This window comes from Enterococcus sp. AZ101 (assembly GCF_050499005.1).
GTDB lineage: Bacteria > Bacillota > Bacilli > Lactobacillales > Enterococcaceae > Enterococcus_L > Enterococcus_L ureilyticus.
Window position 1 is genome coordinate 535,123 of the sequence record NZ_JBMHEZ010000001.1, and the last position, 17,248, is coordinate 552,370.

Genomic DNA, 17,248 nt, shown 5'->3' on the forward strand with positions numbered 1-17,248 from the left:
ATTAAACTCCTTTAGATAAATAGTGTAAAACAGCTGCACCCATAGATTTTGCAGCAATCAATAAACAGTCTTCGTCGATATAAAATTTTGGATGATGATGAGGATACATCGGGGTTCCTTCTTTATGAGCACCAACGAAAAAGAAACAGCTAGGACGTTCTTTGGCATAATAAGCAAAATCTTCAGAAGGGGTTTGTGGACCACATTCAACTAACTGTTTGATTTCTGGAATGTGCGCTTCGGTCAATGCCGTTGCGACCATTTCTGTTGTCGGTTCGTCATTCACACAAACAGGGTAATCATTAGCATAATCAAGTTCATAATGAATCCCAAATGTCCGACAAATGCCATCTAGAATTTGTTTGAATTCTTTTTCTACGATGGCTCTAGTCTCTTCTTTCATGATCCGTACGTCGCCTTCTAGCGTGACAGAATCTTTGATAACATTCGCAGAACCCTTGCCATCAAATGAACCAATTGTTACAGTTGCGGTGTCAAAAGGATCGATTCTACGGCTGACGATCGTTTGAACAGCTGTTACAAATTGTGAAGCTGCAACAATTGTATCATTCGCATCTTGGGGTGTTGAACCATGTCCGCCTTTACCTTGCATAATAACTTTAAAGGTTGCGCGCCCTGTATGGACAGGACCTTTGTGGTATAAGACGTCGCCAAGAGGCATCATACTCATCACATGAATGCCTAAGACGTGATCCACGCCATCTAAACAACCTGCCTCGATCATTCCTTTGGCGCCACCAGGAGGTACTTCTTCGGCAGGTTGGTGAATGATGCGGATCGTTCCTGCAAGTTCATCTTTTAATTCAATCAATGAATCCGCCAAAATCATCATATAAGCAGTATGACCATCATGTCCGCAAGCGTGCATGACATTTGGAATTTTAGAAGAAAATGGTAAACCAGTATCTTCTTGGATCGGTAAGGCATCGAAATCCGCTCGAATTGCTAAAACAGGTCCTTTTTTTCCGCCATGAATATCGATGACAAGTCCGTGACCGCCGCCAACATTCGTTTGAACGTCACATTCTTTTCCAGCGTAAAAGGCTGCGATATACTTGCTTGTTTCGGTTTCATGAAAAGATAGTTCTGGATGCTCATGAAAATGCCGCCGAATCGCGATCATATCCGCTTCTTTTTGTTGAAGTTTGTTAAATAATTGTGTTTGTAAATGATCCATTTAAAATGCTCCTTTCAAGTACACTACATATTTTATGCTTAATTAAAAACTTCACAATGCTTGAAATTTCCTAATTTCAGAAGAGGCTTTTTACTAGATCAGAATGGAAATAAAAAGACTGTTGATAGAACGATATTTTCAAATTTAGATGGTATAATAAAGAATGAAGCCAAGAAAGAGGTCAAAAATGATTGTAAACGAAAACTATCAGATCAATTATCGACAATTAAAGACTAAAATCAGCACATTTTGCAAAGAAACGACAATCTTAATTGCTTTAAAAGGGGCTATGCTTATAGCAATTGATGAAGAAATAAGCCAAATCAGCGAAGGTGAGCTGTTTGTGGTCAATACTGGTGAACAATTTGCTCTATCTAGAGATTCTGTAGAGGTTTGTTCTTATTTAGAATTGGGCATCAATACTCTTTTTTTTGCGACCCAATTTCCTAGCTTTTTTAATACACGCTTTGAATGCTTACCCAAACAAAAAGAACACGGCAAGATGCATGCTATTGCTGCTTTAAGAAGACAAGTCGCAGAGCTTTGTTTACTAGAGTTTAGTAACGATTCCTCCAAAAGATTAAAAACCACCTTGTTTTTAGCACAAATCATTTTATCGTTGGTTCAGAATTTTCAAAAGGAAGAAGTCACAGAATATCATCCATCTGACAATCAAAAATTAAGAGAGATTCTTGAATATATTGAAGAGCATCACCAAGAAGGGGTTTTATTATCAGAGACTGCCGAGCATTTTTTTATGTCGGAATCGTCGTTATCGAAGTTTTTCAAGAAGGAAACAGGGGATTATTTTTCTCACTATGTTCGGACGGTTTGTGTCAAACATAGCTTGTCAGAATTACTCTATACGAAAAAGAGTATTGAGCAAATTGCATTAGATAATGGGTTTCGAAATAGTAAAACGTATCGACAGCATTTTAAGCAAATTTTCCATGATTCACCGACCCGTTATCGCTCGTCACATTTAATAGAAAACACCCAGACGCACCTAATCAATCAAAGCACCCAAATGACAAATCCTAGAGTGAAGGAAATCATGGTTCCTTTATATAGTTATATTCAAACTGCCCTAGAGGAACCGCGATCATCAGAATTATCATTGAAAACAAAACAACTTCTTATCACGACAGAACAAACACATGTTGACTATCAAAAAAGGGAAATTATTATCCACATTGGCTCATGGGAAGCGTTAGCTTCAAAGAAAGTTCAAACGGAAATTTTAGCCATAAAACAGCAAATGGACATCAAATATATCAGTGTATACTCTTTGTTTACGCAAATTCCATTAGCAGTTCAGATTCATCAAGAAGCGAAAATGAACTCTTTTCCAGCTTTTGAAAATTGGGATTACATTTTGACATTTTTGGAAGAGGCACAGTTGGATATTTTTTATCAGTTATCACTTGTGGAGTTTAGACAGTTAAGTGTGCGAGTAAAAGAAGTTTATCGAAAATTTTTCCGCCATGTTCAAACTAAATTCGGAACAAAAGTGATAGGGCAGTGGAAAGTAAATTGTCTGTTTAAAGGGCAAAGTATTGACGCTTATTATCCTGAATTTTTAGAAGTGAAACAAATGTTAACGGCTATTTCTGATGAAATAGCAATTGGAGCAGAGATGCCTTTGTCAGATCCTTTTTTTGAAAAAAAAGAGCCAGAACAGATTCAATTTTTTTGTCGAACAATTGCTGTATTATGTGACTTTCTTTCCTTTTCTGCTGAACCAAACTATGTGTTTCAAAATCTTGACAGTACGTTTCCTGATTTGAAAAATTATCATCAGTATGTATTGAACAAAACCATGCATATCAAGCATCTTTTAAAGGAATATGAAATCAAATTGCCGTTGTATTTGACTGAATGGAATACGTTGACTGGCATGACGAGAAATAGTAATGGCACTTTTTTTAGAGGGGCGATTATTTTAAAAGATCTTTTGATTTTGGATACATTGGTAGCAGGATTTGGTTTTTGGCTGAATATCGAGTTATATGAGCAGCATACACAAGACCGTCCTTTAAAGAATGATGGCTTGGAATTATTTCATTACTACAGTGGGAAACGACCAGCCTATTTTTGTTTATGGTTAGTAAGAAGAATCAAAGGAGTTGTTTTAGCTCAGGGAGAAGAATATGTGTTAGCTTATGAGGATGGATGTTATCAACTGCTCTTGTTTAATACAAATTATTTTGATCCTCATTTATCTTCCGAGGAAGCATTCCTTAAAAGCCAAGCAGTCAATATTGACATTGCGTTAGCGGGCATTACTCCTGAACATTATCAAATTAAGCAAATTGAATTTAATCGACACAATGGTGCACTGTTTTACACATATGAAGAGTTTCGTAACGCAGCCACTCTTGATTTGGAGGCGCAAGAATATATTGTGAGCAGTACTCGACCTAAGATCAAAGTTTTTGATACCAAGATCGACGGTATTTTTAATTATTATGTGACCTTGGATACAAATGGAGTCGTCCTACTAGAATTGACACCGATTTTTCTATAAATAAAAGGGTGTTTTCTTGACGTAAAAGAAAGAACTAGCTTAGTATTGAAACAAGATAGCAACAAGAAAGGACGTTGTAAGATGAGTATCTATGATTATCAAGTTAAAACAAGCAATAATGAAACAGTTTCGCTAGAAGCATATCGTGGCAAAGTACTTTTGATCGTAAATACAGCGACTGGCTGTGGTTTTACTCCTCAGTATGAAGGCTTAGAAGAACTCTACAAAAAATATAAGGAACAAGGGTTTGAGATTCTAGATTTTCCCTGTAATCAATTTGGGCATCAAGCGCCAGGCACGAATCAGGAAATTAGCGATTTTTGTCAGCTGACGTATCAAACGACCTTTCAAACATTTGGCAAAATCGATGTAAATGGGGAGAACGCAGCTCCATTATACAATTATTTGAAAAGTCAAAAAGGCGGACTTTTAGGTGGTGCGATCAAGTGGAACTTTACGAAATTTTTGGTGGATCGTGAAGGGAATGTTGTGAAACGGTTTGCACCGACTGTGGAGCCAGAAAAAATTGCTGGAGATATTGAATCAATAGTGTAAGAAATACTTTTTTTATTTTTTATGTTGGTGGTAGCCTCATGATAAAATAATTTTGCTAAGAAAAAAGATAAAGAGTAAGCCCTTGGAGAATTAATTCTCCAGGGGCTTTTTTTGCTAATGTCGCTTAATATTCTGCTCCTTCTTATATTTGTTATTCATAAAAAATGAACCCCCCTACTAGTATAAAGATGGTATAAAGAATCAACGCTAACTTTAACACTATCTTTATACAAAATTTGATATCCTAATTTCAGCAAATGAAGGAGAGGAATTTTTAATGACGATTATTTCTGGAATTATCGCAGGATTACTGCTTATTTATTTATTTTACCAACTATTTTGGGGGGATCAACAGTGAGTACAATTTTTATACAACAAGCGATCTTTTTTATTGTTTTAATTGGTTTCGCTATTCCATTAGGTTTTTATATCCATCAAGTGATGACAAATCAAAAAACATTATTAACTAGAATCGTTCAACCAATAGAAACGAGGATTTATCGATTTTTAGGGACACCTGCTCAAAAAGAAATGACAGCCAAACAATATGGGCTGAGTATTTTATTTTTCAGTTTCTTTTCATTGCTGCTATTGATGGTGATGCTTTTAGGACAAGAATTCTTACCATTGAATCCAGAAAATCTTCCTGGCACTAGCTTGTCACTTGCTTTTAACACAGCAGCAAGCTTTGTGACGAATACCAACTGGCAAGCTTATGCAGGAGAAGAGACACTTTCGATTTTTACCCAAGCATTTGGTTTAACGGTTCAAAATTTTGTTTCAGCTGGAGTGGGGATTGCAGTATTGTTCGTTTTACTTCGTGGTTTTATGAATCGTACCACAAAATATGTTGGTAATTTTTGGCAAGATTTAACGAAAATTATCTTATATATTTTACTGCCACTTTCTTTTGTTATCTCACTGATTTTAATTTCTCAAGGAGTCGTTCAAACATTTGCTGGTTCAGTCGAAACTACTAGTTTGGAATTAGGCCAAAAGATTTTTCTCCCTTTAGGAACCGTGGCTAGTCAAGTGGCAATCAAGCAACTTGGCACTAATGGTGGTGGTTATTTTGGTGGGAACTCTGCTTATCCATTTGAAAATCCTAATTTAATCAGTAATTTTGTTGAAAATTGTTCAATTCTATTGTTACCAGCGGCTTTGATCGTGGCTTTTGGTTTGTTTGTTAAAGAATGGAAACAAGGTAGAACGATCATGATTGTGTCGTTTGGATTTCTGATTGCGGCTTTAATTGGCGTGGTATTAAGTGAATATTACGGACCACAATTTAATCATGTGATCGGTCAAATGAATATGGAAGGAAAAGAAACTCGTTTTGGGATTGGTTGGTCTAGTCTTTGGGCAGTTAGTACAACAGCTGCTTCTAATGGATCGATTAATGCAATGCTGGATAGCTTCATGCCGTTAGGCGGATTAATTCCAATGTTCTTGATGCAATTGGGAGAGATTATTTTTGGTGGCGCTGGCAGTGGATTGTATGGGATGATCGTTTTCATCTTACTCGCTATTTTTATTGCAGGTTTATTAGTAGGTAGAACTCCAGAGTATTTAGGAAAAAAAATCGAACCCTTCGATATGAAAATGGCTTGTCTCGTGATTTTGACCCCATTGTTATTAACCTTGATTGGAACGATGCTGTTTATTTTGAATCCGCAGGCGATGTCCTGGCTAAACAATCAAGGGCCTCACGGGTTTTCTGAAATTCTTTATGCCTTTTCTTCTTTGGCTAATAACAACGGAAGTGCTTTTGCAGGGCTGACGACAGATACCTTATTTCTAAATATAGTAGGTGGTCTGATCATGCTTCTTTCACGTTTCGTTCCGATGGTCGCAGTGATATATTTGGCTTCTAATTTAGGGAAAAAGAAAATCGTAGCAACTGGACCAGGTACGTTGTCTACTACCAATGCCACATTTGTTACGATGTTGATCATTGTGATCTTGGTGATCGGAGCCTTGAGCTTCTTGCCATCGATGGCCTTAGGTCCGATTGCAGAACACTTTATGACAAAATAAAGAGAAAGAAGGAGAAAATAGTGAAAAATACACAAAGTAAACGCAATGTTTATCAAGAGGCGATTCAAGCCTCTTTTAAAAAACTTGCGCCAACCATTCAACTAAAAAATCCAGTGATGTTAGTCGTTTATTTAGGGGCAATCTTGACAACCGTTCTCTATGTTCTAACATTTGCTGGCCATAATGACGCTGAACCTTTCTTTATCCTAGCGATTGCAATCATATTATGGTTGACGATTTTATTCGCTAACTTTGCGGAAGCAATCGCAGAAGGACGCGGAAAAGCGCAAGCGGAAAGTTTAAAACAAGCTAAAAAAGAGGTTATAGCATATCAGGTGACATCGTTAGAAGATGTTGCAAACAAAAAGTTTACTCAAATCAAGTCGTCAGAGTTGAAAAAGGGCGATCTTGTATACGTAGCGGTCAACGAACAAATCCCGATGGACGGCGATGTGATCGATGGTGCAGCTTCAGTCGATGAGAGTGCTATTACAGGAGAATCAGCACCAGTGATCAGAGAATCCGGTGGTGACCGCAGTGCCGTAACAGGAGGCACAACTGTTGTCTCAGATTATTTAGTGATCAAAGTGACCGCCGAAAATGGTGAATCCTTCTTAGATAAAATGATTTCTATGGTAGAAGGAACAGAACGGAAAAAAACACCAAACGAAATTGGTCTACAAATCATTTTGATCATGTTGACGATCATTTTCTTAGTCGTTTCAGCGACATTGTTGCCCTTTACTCAATTTTCTAGTGAGCTCGTTGAAAATGGTTCAGCATTGACTTTGACGACGATCATTGCGTTATTAGTGTGTTTAGCACCTACTACGATCGGAGCTTTAGTGTCTTCGATTGGGATTGCAGGAATGAGTCGCTTAAATAAAGAGAATGTGATTGCCATGAGTGGACGTGCCATTGAAGCGGCAGGAGATGTCGATATTTTATTATTAGATAAAACTGGAACAATCACCTTAGGCAACCGTCGGGCAAGTGAATTTATACCCGTTACAGGTGTAAGTGAATACGACTTAGCCGATGCGTCACAATTATCTTCCTTAGCAGATGAAACGGCTGAGGGACGTAGTATTGTGATTCTAGCGAAAGAAAAATTTAATATTCGTGGTCGTGAGTTAAATCATGTTGAGGTTGAATTCATTGAATTTACCGCTAAGACGAGAATGAGCGGAATCAACTATCAAGGAGCTGAAATCCGGAAGGGGGCCGCTGACACGATGAAAAAATATGTGGAAGAAAATGGCCAGCCTTATCCTGAAGAATGTGATTCGATCGTACAAAAAGTAGCAAACGAAGGGGGTACACCCTTAGTCGTTGTTAAAAACAACCAAGTGCTTGGCGTAATCTATTTAAAGGATATCGTGAAAAACGGTGTTAAAGAAAAATTTGAAGATATGCGTAAAATGGGAATCAAAACGATCATGATCACAGGGGACAATCCAATGACCGCTGCCGCAATCGCAGCAGAAGCAGGTGTGGACGATTTTCTAGCGGAGGCCACACCAGAAAATAAAATGAGCTTGATTCGCGACTATCAAGAAAAAGGACATCTAGTGGCTATGACAGGTGACGGAACAAATGATGCACCAGCACTGGCACAAGCTGATGTTGCCGTTGCCATGAATACAGGTACCCAAGCCGCCAAAGAAGCAGGAAACATGATTGATTTAGATTCTAGTCCTACAAAATTGATCAGCATTGTCAAAATTGGAAAACAATTACTGATGACGCGCGGCGCGTTGACGACCTTTAGTATTGCCAATGATATTGCCAAATATTTTGCGATCATTCCCGTCTTGTTTTTCAGTATTTATCCTGCTTTAGAAGCGTTGAATATTATGAAACTAACGAATCCGACAACAGCTATTTTATCTGCGATCATTTACAATGCCCTGATTATTGTAGCCTTGATTCCCTTAGCGTTAAAAGGAGTATCCTACAAAGAAAAACCGGCTAGTCAAATATTACGTCACAATTTACTTGTCTACGGATTAGGTGGTGTCGTCGCACCATTTATCGCAATTAAATTGATCGACATCATCTTGTCGCTTATATTGTATTAAACTGGTGATTAAGTTATCAAATAGGAGAAGAAAACGATGAAAAAAATAATGATTGCTTCACTAAAAAGTATTCTATTATTCACCCTACTCTGCGGTGTGCTTTATACCGCAGCTGTTACAGCTGTTGGTCAACTACTATTTCCAACACAAGCAAATGGTAGTTTAATGAAGAAACAAGAAACAGGAAAAACGAGCATAATAGGTTCAGTATTGATTGGACAACCTTTTACAGGAGCAAACTATTTACATGGTCGTCCCGATCAAGTCAGCCAACTATCTCCCGTGTCTAAAGAACAACAGAAGCGTGTGGAAAAACGAGTTCAAAAGGCTGATGTGAAAGAAGTCCCCATTGAGTTAGTTACCGCTTCTGCCAGTGGTGTCGATCCTGAAATATCAATTCCAGGCGCGATGATACAGGTTGAACGGATTGCTGCCGCTAGGAACATGAAAAATAGCGAAGTCCGTGCTATAATCAAACAAAATATCACTGGACTTAAAATTGGACCTGTTGATTCACAACGCGTGAATGTTTTAGGCGTCAATCATACGTTAGATGAGTCGGAATAAAAGGTGGCGCAAAAAATGGAAGAACAACGTTTAGATCCAGAACAACTATTAGCAAAATGGAAGAACACCGAACAAAACCTGAGGTCTGGACGACTGAAGGTTTTCTTCGGTTATGCGGCAGGAGTAGGTAAAACCTATGCGATGCTAAAAGAAGCACATGAGCAGCAAGCAGAAGGCAAAACGGTTTTGATCGGCTATGTAGAGCCACACGCCCGCCCAGAAACAGAAGCATTAGTGTCGGGTTTGCCTGTATTGCCTACCAAACAATACGAATATAAAGGTATTATGATCAATGAATTTGATGTGGAGGCAGCGTTACAAACAAAACCGGAGATTATTTTGGTGGATGAATTGGCCCATACGAATGCGATTGGTGCTAGAAATAGAAAAAGATATCAAGATATTGAAGAATTGCTAAAGGCTGGGATCGATGTCTATACAACGGTGAATGTTCAGCATATCGAAAGCTTAAATGACATAGTTGAACAAGTGACAGGGGTACACATTTCTGAAACGGTACCAGACACTTTTTTTGAAACGAGCGCATTGAAAGTGGTGGACATCGAAACAGAAGAATTGTTAGAACGACTGAAGCAAGGGAAAATCTATCATTCAGAAAATGCTAAAAAAGCGATGGCTAACTTTTTTAAAGTAGACAATCTGACCTTATTACGTGGTCTAGCGATTCGCAAAGCATCGGACCATATCAATACAACGAATCAACAAGAAACGCAAAAAAACACTGGCATCCATTCTAAGCTGTTAACGATCATTGATGAAAAAAATCCTGATATGACTAAGAAATGTCTACGTTGGACAGCTCGTTTAGCGCAAGCCTTAGGAACCGAGTGGATCGCATTAGAAATTTTAGAAGACATGTCTGAACATTCAGAGTCGGATAATTCAAAATTAGCGGCTAAACTTGGCGGGGAAGTTGTTACGTTAGAAAGTGATAATCAACGAGAAACAATCGTACAGTACGTGAAAATGCGTGGCGTTACAGATTTAGTAATGGGCAAAATAATCAAACGCTCGCGCTTTCTCCGCTTATATCGACCGGACTTAGAAGATGAACTTGTGGCTCTTATTCCAGAGGTGGATATTCACTTGGTTTCGTATCAATCAAATAAATACTTGCTTAATAACTACGCTGTAAAGAAAAAAAAGTTACAGAGTATTTTCACTTGGAAAGATTTTTACATGACATCAGGCCTACTCATAGTTGCCACGTTGCTTTCTGAACTAGGATTATATTATCATATTGGGGATCAAAACCTGATTTTGATTTATATTCTCTTTGTTTTGCTTGTGGCACGTATTACAACAGGGTATTTGTGGGCCGCTATTGCTTCGATTGCCAGTGTACTAATGTTTAATTGGTTCTTTGTGGAACCATTATTTTCATTGACTGTGTATAAACAAGGCTATCCAGTGACGTTGATTTTCATGCTTTTAGTGGCATTGTTAGTGAGTAATTTAATGATGCAGATCAAAAAACAAGCTTTTTATGCAATGAAACGGGAGCATCAATTAGAAATTTTGTATGAACTGAATAAAAAATACCTCGTGACACATGATCAAAAAGAAATATTGGCAACAACCGCTGACTATTTATCGAATATGTTGGATAGAGAGGTCCTTTTATATGGTGAAGAAGACGTCAAAAATCCCATTGGGGCACCGATTAAAGGACCATTAAGAAGTTTAGAAGAGTTAGCGGTTGCAAATTGGGTTTTTGTGAATCAAAAAGAAGCTGGTTATGGAACCGATACATTAATGGGGGCAAAAGCATTATATTTACCCGTTTTGTCTAACGGAATAACACTAGCTGTGATTGGGATCGAAAAAAGTAAAGAGAATCCGATCACAGATGAAATCATTACCTTCTTAGAATTGATTTCGACTCAACTGGCTTTAGCGATCGAACAAAATAAATTGACCTCAGAGCGTCAGCAGATTTTATTTGAAAGTGAAAAAGAACGAATGCGTGGCAACTTATTACGGGCAATCTCTCATGATTTACGGACGCCGCTTACTGGAATCTCTGGCTCAGTTGAAACGATCTTAGATGACAATGGCGCAAGCAAGTTAGCTGAGGAAACGAAACGCAAGCTCTTGATTGGGATCAAAGACGACGCAGATTGGTTGATCCGAATGGTCGAAAATTTATTATCAATCACTCGGATCAATGAAGAAACCATGAAAGTTGCTAAAAGCAAAGAAGCAGCGGAAGAAGTTGTGTCCACAGCCATTCAGCGGATCAGGAAAAGTTATCCGAAAAGCGAGATCAAGGTGACCTTGCCGGATGAATTTGTGTTAGTGCCAATGGATTCGATCCTGATTGAGCAAGTATTATTCAATTTAATGGAAAATGCAATTCGCCATTCCCACAGCGAGTCACCGATTTTTGTAACGATTTCATTAATTGAAAAAGCTATCAAGTTTGAAGTCGCTGACCAAGGTAAGGGATTGACCGCAGAACAATTGCAACTATTGTTTAATGGCATGACCAAGCAAAGTACACCTGTTGATTCCAAGAGTGGGATGGGCATCGGCTTGTCTATTGTGAAAACGATCATTTTAGCTCATGATGGCACGCTTCATGCTGGAAATAGAGCACAAGGCGGCGCAATTTTTACATTCACCTTACCATTGGAGCGAAAGGAGCAAAGAGAATGGCAACAATTTTGATCATTGAAGATGATGATGTGATTGCCGACTTTATGGGCGCAGTGTTAGCAAAAGAAAAACATACCATCCATTTAGCTCATTCAGCATTGGAAGGCTTATCGACTTTTAGAATGTGGTCAATAGATCTAATTTTACTTGATTTAGGATTACCAGATCAAGATGGAATCGAGGTGTTGAAAAAAATTCGCGAAACCTCCTCTGTACCGATCATTATTATTTCAGCACGTGATCACGAAAACAATAAAGTCGAAGCCTTAGATTTGGGCGCAGATGATTACATTACCAAACCTTTTGGTACACCTGAATTACTAGCTAGAATCAGAACGGCATTAAGACATGCTGTAAGTAACGCTGGTTCTCAGGCAGAAATAAAAAAAATCATTAATGGTGAATTATGTATTGATATTGAGCATCATACAGTCAGCAAACAAGGGAAAGAGATTCATCTAACTCCAAATGAATATAAGATCATTCAAGTTTTAGGTGAAAATATCGGCAAAGTGCTTACCCACACGTATATTTCACAAAAAGTTTGGGGACCCTATAGCAATGAAAGCCAAACGCTTAGAGTTAACATGTCCAACATTCGAAAAAAAATCGAAGATAATCCAGTTGAGCCCGAGTTTATTATGACAGAAATTGGCATTGGTTACCGTATGCTGGAAAAATAGTCAAGTGTAGGTTAAGACAAAGCGGACGACGTTTTGCTCTTAACCTATTTTTTTGATATAGGATTTAATTCTTATTGACTCTCTTAAATGCCAAAGGATGGTAAAATAAAGCAAAGAACGTGAGGACGATTAACGGACGAAAGGGTGTTGAATATGAAAATTGTCACAGCAGTCGATTCCATGAAAGGTTCACTAACAAGTATTGAAGCCAATCAAATAATTGCCAATGTTTTTACTGCTAACGATCACTCGGTCAAAGAAGTGGCCATCGCTGATGGAGGAGAAGGAACAGTGGCAGCAGTTATTAAAAACAATGACGCTCAAAAAATATCAGTACAAGTACGAGCCTTAAATGACCAACTCGTCACAGCCGATTTTGCTTGGCTACCTTCTGAGAAGCTAGCGGTAATCGAGTCAGCTGCTGCATCGGGCATTCAATTTTTGGATGGTAGCAAGCGGACACACTCTTCAAATACCTCCTCCTATGGTACCGGCGAAATGATGTTAGCAGCTCTTGAGCAGGGGGCTGAGACAATTGTTGTAGGGTTAGGCGGAACCGGGACTATTGATGGCGGTATCGGATTACTAAGTGCCTTAGGCGTTCTCTTTTTTGATGCAAAAAACCAGCTACTACCTCCTATAGGAAGTAGCTTGGGGAAAATTACTCGTATCGATAGTGAAAAATTAGATCCTAGATTAGCGACAGTGACTGTCTACATTGCCTCCGATGTAGACAGCCCATTAATTGGGAGAACTGGTGCAGTCCAGATGTTTGGTGAACAAAAAGGGTTGCACAAAAACGAGTTGGAAAGCTATGAAAAAGAAATGAGCCATTATCAGAAAATTATTGGTACAACCAACAATGTATTCAAAGGAGACGGCGCGGCAGGTGGCATTGGATTTGCTATCCGACTATTTTTAGATGGCATCGTCTGCTCAGGATTCGAGTTTATTTCGGAACAAACAGGCTTAGAAACCATGATCCAGCACGCTGATTTAGTCATCACTGGTGAAGGGAAGATGGATAGCCAGAGTCTCCAAGGGAAAGTGCCAGTAGGAATTGGACGAATAGCTAAGAAATATAATGTACCTGTAATCGCTTTTGTTGGAAGTGTCAAAGGTGAACCTGAACTATTTTACAATGAAGGAATTTCGGTAATTGTTCCAATCATTGATCAAATCACTACACTAGATGAAGCGCTAAAAAATGCGGATAAAAATCTTTATAATGCAGTAAGAAGAACGAGTATATTAATGACGTTAGTAAAGTAATTAAAACAAAAAATATGTTATATATTTGTTTGGTAAACAGTATCAATTAGCCATTTCGGGAAATTGATACTGTTTTTTATTGTAAGCGGATTCATCCCGTATATAGGTCTCTAGTACCATGACAAAAGTTATTTCTTCCCTCAAAATGAATAGAAAAGGAGGATGTAAAATGAAAAAGGGCGAACAAAAATAAAAAAATGACTGGGAAACAGTTGCGAGTAAATAGAATCCATGGAGGGATAACATGTCTGTAATCGAAGCAAGAAATATCAAAAAAAGTTACGGTCGTAACGAATCAAGATTTGATGCCTTAAAAGGCGTAGATTTGAAAATCGAAGCAGGAGAATCCGTTGCGATTATCGGGAAAAGTGGTTCGGGAAAATCAACATTTATGCATATTTTAGCATTATTAGATAAGCCTACTTCGGGCGAAATTTTATTAAATGATCAAAATGTGACAAGTATCAGTAAAAAAGAATTAGATAAAACAAGAAATAAGCAATTTGGGTTTGTGTTTCAGCAATTTTTTATGAATCCTAAAGATACCGTTTTAAATAATGTGATGTTACCATTGAAGATTGGTGGTATTTCAAATAGCAAGCGAAAAGAAATGGCGTTAGAAGCACTCAAAGCGGTTGAATTAGAGGATAAAGTCAATAATAAGGCCAATAATTTATCAGGTGGACAAAAACAACGAGTGTGTATTGCTCGTGCCTTGGTAAACAATCCTAAAATCATTTTTGCAGATGAGCCTACTGGAAATCTAGACTCGACTACAGGGGATAAAATCGAACAATTACTATTTGATTTGAATAAAGAAAAAGGCATTACGTTGATCATTGTCACACATGATCCAGAACTGGCTGCACGTTGTGATCGACAAATCCACGTTCGTGATGGCGTGATCATAGGGGGGACGAGTAAATGAAATTTAGTGATATCTTAAAATCAGCTAGTTCAAATTTAATGCGTAATAAAGGACGTACGATCTTAACGATTGTTGCCATATTTATCGGAGCATTCACAATTTCACTTACAACAGGTGTAAATATTGGGGTCAATGATTATATCGATAAACAAGTCGGTAGCGTTGGTGGTAAAAATCAAATCATGATCCAACCTAAAATCAGTGGCAGCTTTGGTGAAGACGGTGAGCCGGCGAAGTATGATGCAGATAAAAAATCAAGCTCGATGCAGCAACAAGAAGCATTGAATAGCAAAGATTTAGAAAAAATCAAAGAAATCAAAGGAATCAAAAATGCGGAAGCGATGAAATCAGTTGCGACAAGCTATATTTCAGGAAAAAATAATGAAAAATACGTATTTTCAGCAATGCCAATGGTAGAAGATTTAAATGTGGACCTTGACGCGGGTAAAGCTGCGGATCAAAAGAGTTCAGAGTTTCAAATCAATTTAGCACCAGAATATGTCAAATCACTAGGATACAAATCTAGTGAAGAGGCAATTGGTCAAACCGTTAAAATTGGTGCAAGCTCTTCAGCAACAGGAGAAGAGAAAGAAATTGAAGCGACGATTGTTGGTGTGCGTAACACTAGCTTGATCCAAGGTGGGATGTCTTTATTAAATAATGCGCTCGTTGATGAAATCTCAAAAGCTAACGAAGAAGGCTTGCCAGAAACGATGAAAGGTCAATATGGCCTGATCATGGGCGAAATGAGCAAAGATGTTACTAAATCTGAGATCGCTGCCGTTAAAGAACGTTTGGACAAAGCAGGTTATATGGGACAAACAGTTGAAGACCAAATCGGTATGATCCGCAATGTAATCAATGCTATCACAGGTGTTCTAACAATGTTTGGCGCTATTGCCTTATTAGCAGCAAGTTTTGGCATCATCAATACCTTGTACATGTCAGTTCAAGAACGGACTAGGGAAATTGGTTTAATGAAAGCCATGGGACTAAGCAGTGGAAAAGTCTTTACGATCTTCAGTGTAGAAGCAGCTTTGATTGGATTCTTAGGTTCCCTTCTAGGTATTTTAGGAGCAGTCGGAGCAGGAGCTTTGATCAATCAAATCGCTGCTGATTCATTCTTAAAGTCCTTGACAGGCTTTACGTTGCTTCAATTTTCAGCTTCTTCATCTGCGGTAATTATTCTTATAATCATGGGAATTGCGTTCCTTGCAGGAACCTTGCCTGCCAGAAGAGCAGCGAAGTTAGATCCAATTGAATCCTTGCGTTATGAATAAACTTAAATAATCAGTAAGAACAAGACGTTTAACGTTTTGTTCTTATTTTTTGTAAGCATATTTTTTACTTAAATCAAAAATAAGGAGTATACTAAACTCACATTTTACATAAAAGACGGAGGAATCATAAATATGAAAGCAGTTGTCATCAATCAATACGGTGGAAAAGAAGAATTAACAGAACAAGATGTGATCTTACCTGAATTAAAAGAAAATCAAGTATTGATTAAAGAGCATGCGACATCAATCAATCCGATTGACTGGAAATTAAGAGAAGGCTATTTGAAACAAATGATGGATTGGCCTTTTCCAATCATTTTAGGATGGGATGTTGCTGGTGTGATTACCGAAGTAGGTAATCAGGTGACAGATTGGAAGGTTGGAGACCAAGTGTTTGCTCGTCCAGAAACGACTCGTTTTGGAACCTATGCTGAAGAGACGATCGTCGATGATCATTTAGTAGCAAAAATTCCTGAGAATGTAACTTTTGAAGAAGCAGCTGCAGTTCCTTTAGCAGGTTTGACAGCTTGGCAAGCACTTTTTGACCATGGGAATCTTCAAAAAGGAGAGAAAGTTTTGATTCATGCTGGTGCAGGTGGAGTTGGAACCTATGCGATCCAACTAGCAAAACAAGCAGGAGCTTATGTGATCACAACAGCCAGCAAAAAAAATCATGAACTATTAGAGAAACTTGGCGCGGATGAAGTGATTGATTATCATACGACTAATTTTGCAGAAGTACTGACAGATATTGATCTAGTGTTTGATACAATGGGTGGAGATGTACAAAAATCAAGCGTTTCTGTCCTCAAACAAAATACCGGTCGCTTGATTTCAATTGTTGGCATCGAAAGCGAAGACTTAGCAAAAGAAAAAAATATCAAAGCGGAAAGCATCTGGCTACAACCCGATGGCAAGCAATTGCAAAACATTGCCGATCTAATGGCCGCTAAAAAAGTAGTTTCGGTGATTGGCGAAGTGTTTCCCTTTTCTAGACAAGGAATTTTTGATGCCCATGCCTTAAGCGAAACGCATCATGCCGTAGGTAAAATCGTTATTAAGATGGCTGATTAAGTAAATAGACCATCCTCAACATGATGAGGATGGTCTATTTCGTTGATTTACCTGCTCTAAAGTGAATTAGTTCTAACAAGCCAGGTAATTCTTGCTGGATGTAGTCATGATTCAAAACATAGGTTTTAGTGGTGCCAGTTTTGATCTCTTGAATCAAATAAGCATCCTTAAGTAGTTTGACATGATGAGAAAGAGTTGATTTTACAATATTATATTTTTCAGAAGTAATGCGTTTCTCTCCGTCACGTAACAGGCATGTAAGGATATTTAAACGGATCGGATCACTAACAGCTTGTAATGCTTGAAGAACAGGATCATCGTTGGTATCGCTCATTTTATTTTTCATAAACAGATTATAACACAAACA

At 38.2% G+C, this 17,248-nt stretch carries 13 protein-coding genes; 11 read left to right on the forward strand and 2 right to left on the reverse strand.

The window, feature by feature from the left end:
* Position 1: 1 nt before the first annotated feature.
* Complete coding sequence (locus IGJ50_RS02405) at positions 2-1,198, reverse strand: M20 family metallopeptidase (RefSeq protein ID WP_429948722.1); 1,197 nt, start codon at positions 1,196-1,198, stop codon at positions 2-4.
* A gap of 187 nt (positions 1,199-1,385) precedes the next feature.
* On the opposite strand from IGJ50_RS02405, the gene IGJ50_RS02410 reads away from it, so the two are divergent.
* The 11 genes from IGJ50_RS02410 (at position 1,386) to IGJ50_RS02460 (ending at position 16,881) form a co-directional block, all read left to right on the forward strand.
* A complete protein-coding gene (locus IGJ50_RS02410) occupies positions 1,386-3,725 on the forward strand; it encodes a helix-turn-helix domain-containing protein (RefSeq protein WP_429948723.1) in 2,340 nt (779 codons plus the stop codon).
* An 81-nt stretch (positions 3,726-3,806) separates the two neighbouring features.
* The gene (locus IGJ50_RS02415; protein ID WP_069639410.1) at positions 3,807-4,280 is read left to right on the forward strand and encodes a glutathione peroxidase; all 474 of its coding nucleotides are present in this window, start codon (positions 3,807-3,809) and stop codon (positions 4,278-4,280) included.
* Positions 4,281-4,634: 354 nt separating this feature from the next.
* A complete protein-coding gene (kdpA, locus tag IGJ50_RS02420; RefSeq protein WP_069639411.1) occupies positions 4,635-6,317 on the forward strand; it encodes a potassium-transporting ATPase subunit KdpA in 1,683 nt (560 codons plus the stop codon).
* A gap of 20 nt (positions 6,318-6,337) precedes the next feature.
* Positions 6,338-8,398 (forward strand): potassium-transporting ATPase subunit KdpB, encoded by a 2,061-nt coding sequence (gene kdpB, locus IGJ50_RS02425; RefSeq protein ID WP_429948726.1) that lies wholly within the window; start codon positions 6,338-6,340, stop codon positions 8,396-8,398.
* Between the two features lie 36 nt (positions 8,399-8,434).
* A complete protein-coding gene (locus IGJ50_RS02430; protein WP_429948728.1) occupies positions 8,435-8,965 on the forward strand; it encodes a potassium-transporting ATPase subunit C in 531 nt (176 codons plus the stop codon).
* Positions 8,966-8,980: 15 nt separating this feature from the next.
* A complete protein-coding gene (locus IGJ50_RS02435; protein WP_429948730.1) occupies positions 8,981-11,656 on the forward strand; it encodes a DUF4118 domain-containing protein in 2,676 nt (891 codons plus the stop codon).
* The gene (locus IGJ50_RS02440) at positions 11,641-12,327 is read left to right on the forward strand and encodes a response regulator transcription factor (protein WP_429948731.1); all 687 of its coding nucleotides are present in this window, start codon (positions 11,641-11,643) and stop codon (positions 12,325-12,327) included. The genes IGJ50_RS02435 and IGJ50_RS02440 overlap by 16 nt, the downstream gene beginning before the upstream one ends.
* Before the next feature lie 153 nt (positions 12,328-12,480).
* Positions 12,481-13,599, forward strand: coding sequence for a glycerate kinase (locus IGJ50_RS02445; protein ID WP_429948733.1), 1,119 nt, complete (start codon positions 12,481-12,483; stop codon positions 13,597-13,599).
* A gap of 244 nt (positions 13,600-13,843) precedes the next feature.
* Positions 13,844-14,527 carry an ABC transporter ATP-binding protein gene (locus tag IGJ50_RS02450; protein WP_429948735.1) on the forward strand — a complete coding sequence of 228 codons (684 nt, stop codon included), beginning with the start codon at positions 13,844-13,846 and terminating at the stop codon, positions 14,525-14,527.
* Positions 14,524-15,807 (forward strand): ABC transporter permease, encoded by a 1,284-nt coding sequence (locus tag IGJ50_RS02455; RefSeq protein WP_429948736.1) that lies wholly within the window; start codon positions 14,524-14,526, stop codon positions 15,805-15,807. Before IGJ50_RS02450 ends, IGJ50_RS02455 begins: the two co-directional genes overlap by 4 nt.
* A gap of 132 nt (positions 15,808-15,939) precedes the next feature.
* Complete coding sequence (locus tag IGJ50_RS02460) at positions 15,940-16,881, forward strand: NADP-dependent oxidoreductase (RefSeq protein ID WP_429948738.1); 942 nt, start codon at positions 15,940-15,942, stop codon at positions 16,879-16,881.
* Positions 16,882-16,915: 34 nt separating this feature from the next.
* Here IGJ50_RS02460 and IGJ50_RS02465 read toward each other — a convergent pair whose 3' ends face one another.
* Positions 16,916-17,215, reverse strand: coding sequence for an ArsR/SmtB family transcription factor (locus IGJ50_RS02465; RefSeq protein WP_242551014.1), 300 nt, complete (start codon positions 17,213-17,215; stop codon positions 16,916-16,918).
* Positions 17,216-17,248: the final 33 nt, after the last annotated feature.

What these genes read in the sequence shown, in the direction of transcription:
- IGJ50_RS02450 (WP_429948735.1), top strand. Translation starts at nt 13,844, where the DNA reads ATGTCTGTAATCGAAGCAAGAAATATCAAAAAAAGTTACGGTCGTAAC.
- IGJ50_RS02415 (WP_069639410.1), top strand. Translation starts at nt 3,807, where the DNA reads ATGAGTATCTATGATTATCAAGTTAAAACAAGCAATAATGAAACAGTT.
- IGJ50_RS02430 (WP_429948728.1), top strand. Translation starts at nt 8,435, where the DNA reads ATGAAAAAAATAATGATTGCTTCACTAAAAAGTATTCTATTATTCACC.
- IGJ50_RS02410 (WP_429948723.1), top strand. Translation starts at nt 1,386, where the DNA reads ATGATTGTAAACGAAAACTATCAGATCAATTATCGACAATTAAAGACT.
- IGJ50_RS02465 (WP_242551014.1), bottom strand. Translation starts at nt 17,215, where the DNA reads ATGAGCGATACCAACGATGATCCTGTTCTTCAAGCATTACAAGCTGTT.
- IGJ50_RS02460 (WP_429948738.1), top strand. Translation starts at nt 15,940, where the DNA reads ATGAAAGCAGTTGTCATCAATCAATACGGTGGAAAAGAAGAATTAACA.
- IGJ50_RS02405 (WP_429948722.1), bottom strand. Translation starts at nt 1,198, where the DNA reads ATGGATCATTTACAAACACAATTATTTAACAAACTTCAACAAAAAGAA.
- IGJ50_RS02455 (WP_429948736.1), top strand. Translation starts at nt 14,524, where the DNA reads ATGAAATTTAGTGATATCTTAAAATCAGCTAGTTCAAATTTAATGCGT.
- IGJ50_RS02445 (WP_429948733.1), top strand. Translation starts at nt 12,481, where the DNA reads ATGAAAATTGTCACAGCAGTCGATTCCATGAAAGGTTCACTAACAAGT.
- IGJ50_RS02440 (WP_429948731.1), top strand. Translation starts at nt 11,641, where the DNA reads ATGGCAACAATTTTGATCATTGAAGATGATGATGTGATTGCCGACTTT.
- IGJ50_RS02435 (WP_429948730.1), top strand. Translation starts at nt 8,981, where the DNA reads ATGGAAGAACAACGTTTAGATCCAGAACAACTATTAGCAAAATGGAAG.